Consider the following 8,369-nt stretch of genomic DNA (forward strand, 5'->3'; position numbering starts at 1 on the left):
GGGCGCACCCGTACAGCGCGAGCCCGGCGAGCAGCAGCGGCCTGGCCCGTGCGGCGAAGTCGGCGAGCGCCCGGCTGCGGGTCAGCCTGCGCCGCGCGCCCTCGGCGAAGAGGCGGGCACTCCAGGCCGCGGGCGCCGTCGCGAAGGCGAGGGCCACCAGCGGGGTGAGGGTGGCATGCCAGGCACCGCCGCCCACGAGCGCGGCGAGCAGCCCGTCGCCGCACACGATCCAGGCGAGCAGCCAGTGGACCCACGGCCCCGCGCCACGGGCCGTGCGGCCGTGGTCGCGGATGCGCAGGGGACCGCCACGCAGGCTCGCCGCGACGGCTCCGGAGCACGCGAAGGCGCCTGCCAGCACGGCCGCGAACCGGGTCGCCCCGCCGAGGTGGTCCAGCGCGTACAGGGTGAGGGCTGCCGTCACGCCCGGGAGGAGGGTGACGAGGGTCCAGGGGGCGGGCCTCGCGCGGGCGTCCCGCCCGGCGGGCGCGTCCGTGGCGTTCGGTGCGTCCCAGTCGCGGGGTGCGTCCGTGCCGGCGGTTGTGTCCGTGCCGGTGGTCGTGTCCGTGCCGGCGGGTGCGTCCTGCGTGGAGGTCGAGTCCGGCCGCGCGGCGTCCGGTGCGGCGGAGGCCGCCGTCGCGGGTAGCGCCGCCGCGAGTCCCGTGGGGTCCGTGTCGCGGGGGACGCGGGCGTACAGCTCCTCGGCGAGCGCGAAGACGTCCCGGTGGCGGAAGCGGGTGAGCGCCTCGCGGTCGGAGATGCCGTGCGCCTCCAGGCCCGCGGCGATCTCCAGGGGGTCGACGGCCCGCTCGCACAACTGCCGGTAGCGGTGCAGGAGGAGCTTGACCGGGTCGGCGGTGCCGCGCCGCAGGGGCAGGCGCGGCGCGCCCCCGGGGAGGCATAAAGCGGGCCGGCCGGACCCCATCGGCGTGGGTCCGGCCGGCCGTGGTGCGCGGTCCCGCCCGGTGGGCGGGCCGCGCACGATGCTGAGGAGCTCGTGCTACGCCGTGGCGGCCGGCTTGCTCTCCTCGTCCTTGGAGAACGCCGCCGCCGTGGTGCGCAGCGGAACCTCCTTGATCATGAGGGACAGGACGAACGCGACGACCAGCACCGCGGCGCCCACCAGGAACGCCACCGAGATGGCGTCGGTGAAGCCGACCTTGAAGGGGTGCGCGAGCGCCGGGTCCAGCTTGGACAGGAACGACGTGTCGTTCAGCGCACCGGTGTTGGCGTGCGTCAGCTGGTTGAGCTGGTCCGGGTGGGCCTGCGCGGCCTTCGCGAAGGCGGGCGTGTGCTGCGCGGCGTGGAAGGCGTCCGAGATCTTGCCGACGACGATCGAGTACACGATCGAGAGGAAGACCGCGACACCGACGGTGCCGCCCATCTGCCGGAAGAACGTGGTCGACGAGGTCGCCACGCCGATGTCGCGCGGCGGGACCGCGTTCTGCATCGCCAGCACGATCGTCTGCATGTTCAGGCCGAGGCCCGCGCCGACGACGAACATCGCGGAGTCGATGTACACGAGACCGCTGTCGGCCGTCATCCGCCAGAGCATCAGCATGCCGGCGACCAGCAGCACACAGCCGATGACCGGGAAGATCTTGTACTTGCCCGTGCGGGACGTCACCTGGCCGGAGACCAGCGAGAGCAGCATGATGCCGAGGACCAGCGGCAGCGTCAGCAGACCGGCCTTGGTCGGCGAGTTGCCCTTCACCAGCTGGAGGTACAGCGGCAGCAGCGTGATGCCGCCGAACATGCCGATACCGATGATGAACGACTGCGCCGTACCGACCGCGAACACGCCGTTCTTGAACAGGCGCATCGGCAGCAGGGCGTCGTCGCCCGCGCGCCGCTCGGCCAGCAGGAACAGCACGATTCCGACGGCGCCGATGATGTACCCGGCGAGCGAGCGGCCGGAGCCCCATCCCCACTCGCGGCCCTGCTCGGCGACGACCAGCAGCGGCACCAGCGCGATCACCAGGGAGACGGCGCCCTGGTAGTCGATCTTGTGGTCGCGGCGGACGTGGTCGAGGTGCAGCACCTTGGCGACGACGACGAGCGCGGCGGCGCCGATCGGGACGTTGATCAGGAAGATCCAGCGCCATCCGTCGATGCCCGCGACCGTGCCGGCGCCGGCGAGCGCGCCGCCGATGACCGGGCCCAGCACGCTGGACGTGCCGAAGACGGCCATGAAGTAGCCCTGGTACTTGGCACGCTCACGCGGCGGGATGATGTCGCCGATGATCGCGAGGGCCAGCGAGAACAGGCCGCCGGCGCCGATGCCCTGGAAGGCGCGGAACGCGGCGAGCATGTACATCGACGTCGACAGCGTGCACAGCGCCGAGCCGACGACGAAGACGGATATCGCGAACATGAAGAACGGCTTGCGGCCGTACTGGTCGGACAGCTTGCCGTACAGCGGGGTCGCGATCGTGGACGTGATGAGGAACGCCGTGGTGACCCAGGCCTGGGCGGTGAGCCCGTGCAGGCTCTCACCGATCTTGTAGATCGCGGTGGAGACGACGGTCTGGTCGAGCGCGGCCAGGAACATGCCCAGCAGCAGGCCGGAGAGGATCACCATGATCTGGCGATGCGTGTAGCCGGTCGGTCTCGGCTCCTCGGGGATGCCCGGGCCGACGTTGGCCGACGCGGCGTCGGCGGTGGACGTCATTGCGTTGTTTCCTTTCGGGCCGCCGGACGGAAGGGTCCCCCGTCGTTGTCGGCGAGCTTGGTCTTGTAGGCGAGGAAGTCGTCGGCGAAGCGGGCGACCAGCGCGGTGAGCTGTCCGCGCTCGCTGTCCTCCCAGGTGTGCAGCATGTGTTCGTAGTGCAGGTTCCTGCGCTGCTTGCGGGCGTCGACCGCCTCCCGCGCCTTGTCGGTGGCGGTCAGCAGGCTGGCGCGGCCGTCCACGGCGTCCGCGTGCCGCTCCAGGAAGCCGTCCCGTACGAGCTGGGCGACGTGCCTGCTCACGGTGGAGGGGTCGGACTGGACCTGCTCGGCGAGTTCCTTCACTCGGAGCGGGCCCTGCGTCACCACCGCGGTCATGAGCAGGAACGTCGACCAGTCGACGTCGTTGCGTGCCTTGTCGATCATGTGCTGCCGGGTCTTGAGGAACAGGTGCATCAGCCGCTCCATGGCTTCCGCCAGCTGCGTGATGGGTTCACCGAACGCGCACTCGCCCGCCGGCGCGCGCGCCGGTTCCGGTCCCTGCTGCGGGGGCACGCCGCTCATGCCCTGCTCCTCCTGTGGCCGTGTGGTGCAACTGCATGCGTCATGCAAGTGCTTGCCTCACACAACCATATCGCGTGACTGGCGTTCATATGACCACGAGGCGGGGGCGTGCGGAGGCGGGCAGGCTCGCGGGCGGGGCCGCACGCACGCCCCGCCGGATCCGGAGTCGGCCCCTCCGGTGTCGGGTGGTGCCCGTGGTGCCCGTGGGGCGGCGCTCGCGGCCCTCGCCCGTGCGGCGCCGCGGCGACCGGAGGCCCCTCCGCGGCGACGGCGCGCCATTCGGCTGCCCGACTGCCCTGCCGTCGTCCGGACGGGGGCCGGACGGGGGCCGGACGGGGGCCGGACGGGGGCTCCCGCCATGGCGTATGCGGCCCTCCGGGCGCCCTCCGGCTCGCAGAGCCGGGCCCCGGCGCCGAATTGGCTTGCTTCCGAGGTTCTGGACACTCGGCGGGAGGGCATCACCCCGCTTGGGGTCGCGGCACCGGCAGACCGGCCCCCGCCGTGCACGTGCGGACTTCCCGAGGGGGAGACTCATGAGCCCACTGAGCAGCCCGTCCTTCACGCTGACGGGCGAGGTGGCGCGCCCGGTCCGGCTGACCGTGGCGGATCTGCGGGCCCGCTGGCCGCAGCGCAGCGCCGACGTCGTCTTCCGCTGCTCCCGCAACGGCCCTCGCGGCCACTCCTTCGCCGGCCCCCTGCTGCGGGACGTCGTGGCCGAGGCGGGGCCGGTCTTCGGCGGGACGGGCCGGAAGGCCCGCGCCCGCTTCCTGCTCGCCGTCGGCGGGGGTGACGGACATCACGCCGTGCTCTCCTGGGCGGAGATCGACGCGGACTTCGGCGACGTGCCGGTGCTGCTGGCGACCGACATGGACGGCCGGGGCCTGGAGGACGAGGGGACGCAGCTCATCGTGCCGTCGGACCACTGCGGCGCGCGGTACGTCAGCGCGGTCACGTCCGTCCGGGTGACGGAGTGGGCGCGGGAGCCGGCTGCGCCGCCCCCGCCCGAAGGGGTGGCGACGACTCCTGCCGGCCCGGTCCCGGTCGCGGTCCGCTCAGGCCAGGGCGAGTGAGACCTCCGTCGCCTTGATCAGCGCGACCACCGGGGAGCCCGCGGCGAGCCGCAGCTCCGCCACGGCGTCCCGGGTCACGGCGCAGGTCAGCTCGGCCCCGGCGACCGACACCTTGACGCTCGCCATGGCGCCCCCCGTCACGACGCCGGCGACCGTCCCGGGGATCTGGTTGCGGATGGACAGGCCCGTCACCGGGCCGGTGGCCAGCGAGACCTCCGTCGACTTGACCAGGGCGCGCACGGCCGTGCCCTCGGCGAGGCCGAGGTCCCCGGCGGCCTCCCGCGTGATCGCGGCCGTGAGCGGCCCGCCGCCGTCGAGCCGCAGCTTCACCACGGCCATCACCTCCCCGGGCGTCACCGAGACGACCGTGCCGGGGATCTGGTTGCGGATGCTCAGGGTCATGGGGCGCCTCACGGGTGGGGGAGCGGCCGTTCCACCGGGACGGCGGACGGGACGGGCGGGATGGATGGGACGGCGATACGACCGGACGGGACGGCGGCCCGACCGGGAGAACGGGAAGCGGGACAGGGTGTGGTGGCGCGGCCGGAGGGCCGGCCGGGTGTGGGCGGCCTCCGCCGTCTGAATAATCCGAATCGACCGTATAGACCGTATCGACCGCATAGACCTTATATGGGCTGCTTCGGCTGGACTGTATCGCCGGGAGTGCCGGCGGCGGCCTCCCGGCACTCCCTCCGGCGGGGTGGCCTCAACGCGCCCCTGCCCCTGCCCGTGCCCGTGCCCGCGCCCTTGACCGTGCCCGGCGCCCGGCGGCGCGGGGCCCCCGTCCCAGGGGATCGGGCCCGTGCCCCTGCGTCCCGGATGCTGGGACGACCCGTCCACACCCGGCGCGTACCGGCCACCCCTCCGCCCGCCGGCGCCCCGGGGGTGACGTGCCAGAATCGCGCGGTACGGGCGGATCCGGCACGGAAGAGGGGCGAGCGGCCATGAGCGGCGCGGGCACGGAGGGCACACACGACGGCGGCGCGGTCGGCGGCCGGGAACCCTGGCAGTGGGACGAGGCGACCTGGCGCGGCCACGTCGACGCCGTGCGGGCGGGCCGGCCGCTGCGCCCGGCGCGCTGGCCCAACGGCGCCCGCGTCGCCGTCGCCCTCTCCTTCGACTCGGACCACGAGACGATCCCGCTGCGCAACGACGAGACGCAGCCCGGCAAGCTCTCGCAGGGCGAGTACGGCGCCCGGGCGGGCGTCCCCCGCATCCTGAAGCTGCTGCGCGACCGGTCGGTCCCGGCCACGTTCTTCATGCCCGCCGTCTCCGGGCTGCTGCACCCGGGGGAGGTGCGCGCGTACGTCGACGCGGGCCACGAGGTGGCGCTGCACGGCTGGATCCACGAGCGCAACATGCAACTCGCCGCGTCCGACGAGCGCGACCTGGCCTTCCGGGCCGCCGACACCCTGGAGGCCCTCAGCGGGCGGCGCCCCGTCGGCATCCGGACGCCGTCGTGGGACTTCTCCGACAACACGCTCGCCATCTCGCGCGAACTGGGCCTGCTGTACGACTCGTCGCTGATGGCCGACGACGAGCCGTACGAGATCCTCGACCACGGGGAGCCCACCGGCATGGTGGAGATCCCGGTCGAGTGGATCCGCGACGACGCGCCGTACTTCACGATGGACCGCTACACGTCCTCGCGGCCCTACACCCCGCCGCGCGGCGTGCTGTCGCTGTGGCGCGACGAGTTCGACCTGGCGCTGGAGGAGGGCGGCCTCTTCCAGCTGACGATGCACCCGCATGTCATCGGCCACCGCTCCCGCTTCGCCGTGCTGCGCGAACTGCTCGACCACATCGGTGCGTTCGACGTCTGGTACGCCACCCACGAGGAACTGGCCGCCTACGTCAAGCGGGAGTGCCCGCCGCCCGCCTGACGCGGAACGGCCCCGGACCGCCGGGTCCGGGGCCGCCGCGTGCCGGGAGCGGGGCGGGTGCCCGCGTACGGGCGCCCGCCCCCCGGTGTCAGCAGCTGAGGTTGCTGCCCGCCGGGACGCCCAGGATGCCCACGAAGCGCTGGTAGTTGGCGACGCGGCTCTGCACCTGCGCCGGATTGCCGCCGTTGCACTCGATGGACCCGTTGATGGAGCGGATCGTCTCGCCGAAGCCGCGGCCGTTGACCATCGCGTCGTGCGGGGTCATGGTGCCGGGGCCGGTCTGCGTGTCCCAGTACCAGAGGCCGGTCTTCCAGGCGATCGCCGCGTCCTGCTGCACCAGGTTGGGGTTGTCGAGGAGGTCGATGCCCAGCGCGTCGCCGGCCGCCTTGTAGTTGAAGTTCCAGCTGAGCTGGATGGGGCCGCGGCCGTAGTACGCGGACTGGCCCGCCGGGCAGCCGTAGGGCTGGCTCGTGTCGCAGTAGTGGGGGTAGTTGGCGGTGTTCTGCTCGACCACGTACTGGAGGTTGCCGGTCTCGTGCGCGACGTTGGCGAGGAAGGCCGCGGCCTCCTGCTTCTGCGTGGTGTCGCTGCCGGTGCGGGCGAAGCCCGGGTACGCGCCCAGGGCGTTGACCAGGCCCTGGTAGGTGTAGAAGCCGTTCCTGCTCGGGAACATCTGGTTGAACTGGGCCTCGCTGACGACGAAGGAGCCCGGGTTGCCGCCGTTGCCCGAGCCGTTCGTGCCGGCCGCGTTCCACTTCTGGTTCGACTGGCCGGTGCAGGTCCAGATCTGCAGGCGCGTGCCGTTCGCCGTCGAACGGTCCTTCACGTCGAGGCACTTGTTCGCGGCGAGGCCGACGATGTCGTGCGCGGAGTTGACCGACCACTTCTGGTTCGCCGCGCCGGTGCAGTCCCACAGCTGGACGAGGGCGCCGTCGCCGGTGCCGCCGCCGACGACGTCGAGGCACTTGCCGAGCGCGCGGACCGTGCCGTCGCCCGCGATCGTCCACTGCTGGGCGTTGCTGCCGTTGCAGTCGTAGAGCTGGACCGGCGTCCCGTTGGCGCTGTTCGCCGCGGCGACGTCCACGCACTTGCCGCCCAGGCCGGTGATCTGGCCGACCGGGTCGGCGGCCTGCGCCGGCACGGTGAACAGCAGGGAGAGGAGCGCCGCCACCGCGAGCGCGGCGGCGGATCTGACGAGCAGGAGACCGCGTGGGGGTTGTCTCAGCATGTCCGGGTTCCTTCTTCCCTGATCGCCCGGACCGCCGGTGTCGCGAACCGCCCCGCGACGCACGGGCGCGGCGGGGAGGTTCGGAGCGCGGCGGCGGGCAGCGGAAAAGTACGGGGTCGCTTGGATTGAAAGGGAAGGTCTAGACCTTGTCAAGGTCCTGTCAAAAATGTGTGCCGGAGGGCCGGCCGGACGCGGGCGCGGCGCCGTGCCGCCCCGGCCTGGCGATCACGCCTCCCGTCGCTGTAGCCGGTCGGCTACGCTCGGCGAGGAGCGGGCCGGGGCCGGCCCGCCCGGATCCACCTCTCCGGCGGCGGGGGCCGGGGCGGACCGCACGTGGCACGGCGTCCCGCGCGGCGCCGGCGCCACCGAGGACGGGACGACCGCCGTGACCACTGCCTCCTCGTCAGCACCGCCGGCACCGTTACGCGGGGGCTTCGCGGCCCTCACGCTCCACTCCTTCATCACGCACCACGACCGCCTCTGGCTGCGCTACGCGCACACCCGTACCGGCAGCGAACGTGCCGCGCGGGCGATCGTCGAGGCGACCTGCGCCCGCATCGCCGCCGACTGGCCGCGCATCCGGGAGGAAGGATCCCTGCCCGGCCGCGCCAGGGCGCTGCTCGCGGACGAGACGGGGCGCTGGCTGCGGCGGCACGGCAGGCCCCCGGTGCCCGCGGCCGCGGCTGCCTCCCGTGCCGCCGTGCGCGCACTCCTCCTGCACGAGACACGGGGCGCCTTGGCGGCACTGGAGGGCGAGACCGGGCTGTACGGGGCCATCGCCGCGCTCCCCGGCCGGCAGTACGACGTGATGGTCCTGCGCTACGTGCTGAGGGCGCCCGACGAGGAGGTCGCCGCGTACCTCGGCATCGAGCCCGCCACGGTGCGCTCGCACGTGCGGCACGCCCGGCGCCGCCTGGCGCGCGTGCTCGGCATCCCGGAGACGGCGCGGCGCGGCGCGTG

7 protein-coding genes and 1 pseudogene are annotated in these 8,369 nt (G+C 73.4%); 3 read left to right on the forward strand and 5 right to left on the reverse strand.

Features of this window, described 5'->3' with window-relative positions:
• From L1885_RS18880 to L1885_RS18890, 3 genes and pseudogenes are all read right to left on the reverse strand, one after another.
• Window positions 1-922: pseudogene (locus L1885_RS18880) on the reverse strand (hypothetical protein); the annotation flags it as partial.
• A gap of 75 nt (window positions 923-997) precedes the next feature.
• Entirely contained in the window at window positions 998-2,668 is a 1,671-nt protein-coding gene (locus tag L1885_RS18885) for an MDR family MFS transporter (RefSeq protein WP_372481975.1), read from the reverse strand.
• Window positions 2,665-3,228, reverse strand: a complete 564-nt coding sequence (locus L1885_RS18890) for a MarR family winged helix-turn-helix transcriptional regulator (RefSeq protein WP_235798330.1) — start codon at window positions 3,226-3,228, stop codon at window positions 2,665-2,667. The genes L1885_RS18885 and L1885_RS18890 overlap by 4 nt, the downstream gene beginning before the upstream one ends.
• Window positions 3,229-3,761: 533 nt before the next feature.
• On the opposite strand from L1885_RS18890, the gene L1885_RS18895 reads away from it, so the two are divergent.
• Window positions 3,762-4,298, forward strand: coding sequence for a molybdopterin-dependent oxidoreductase (locus L1885_RS18895; RefSeq protein WP_235798331.1), 537 nt, complete (start codon window positions 3,762-3,764; stop codon window positions 4,296-4,298).
• Here the strand turns inward: L1885_RS18895 and L1885_RS18900 are convergent.
• Window positions 4,281-4,700 carry a TOBE domain-containing protein gene (locus L1885_RS18900; RefSeq protein ID WP_235798332.1) on the reverse strand — a complete coding sequence of 140 codons (420 nt, stop codon included), beginning with the start codon at window positions 4,698-4,700 and terminating at the stop codon, window positions 4,281-4,283. The two genes, L1885_RS18895 and L1885_RS18900, sit on opposite strands and share 18 nt — an antisense overlap.
• Window positions 4,701-5,242: 542 nt before the next feature.
• Here L1885_RS18900 and L1885_RS18905 point away from each other — a divergent pair.
• Entirely contained in the window at window positions 5,243-6,181 is a 939-nt protein-coding gene (locus L1885_RS18905) for a polysaccharide deacetylase family protein (RefSeq protein ID WP_235798333.1), read from the forward strand.
• A gap of 88 nt (window positions 6,182-6,269) precedes the next feature.
• On the opposite strand, the gene L1885_RS18910 is transcribed toward L1885_RS18905, so the two are convergent.
• Window positions 6,270-7,409: a glycoside hydrolase family 19 protein gene (locus L1885_RS18910; RefSeq protein WP_235798334.1), complete on the reverse strand. Its 1,140-nt coding sequence runs from the start codon at window positions 7,407-7,409 to the stop codon at window positions 6,270-6,272.
• Window positions 7,410-7,794: 385 nt separating this feature from the next.
• Between L1885_RS18910 and L1885_RS29220 the strand changes: the two genes are divergently transcribed.
• Window positions 7,795-8,369, forward strand: a 575-nt coding sequence (locus tag L1885_RS29220; protein WP_235798335.1) for an RNA polymerase sigma factor, incomplete at its 3' end; no start/stop codon positions are given.

It is taken from the genome of Streptomyces fuscigenes, assembly GCF_021556455.1.
In the GTDB taxonomy this organism is placed as follows: domain Bacteria; phylum Actinomycetota; class Actinomycetes; order Streptomycetales; family Streptomycetaceae; genus Streptomyces; species Streptomyces fuscigenes.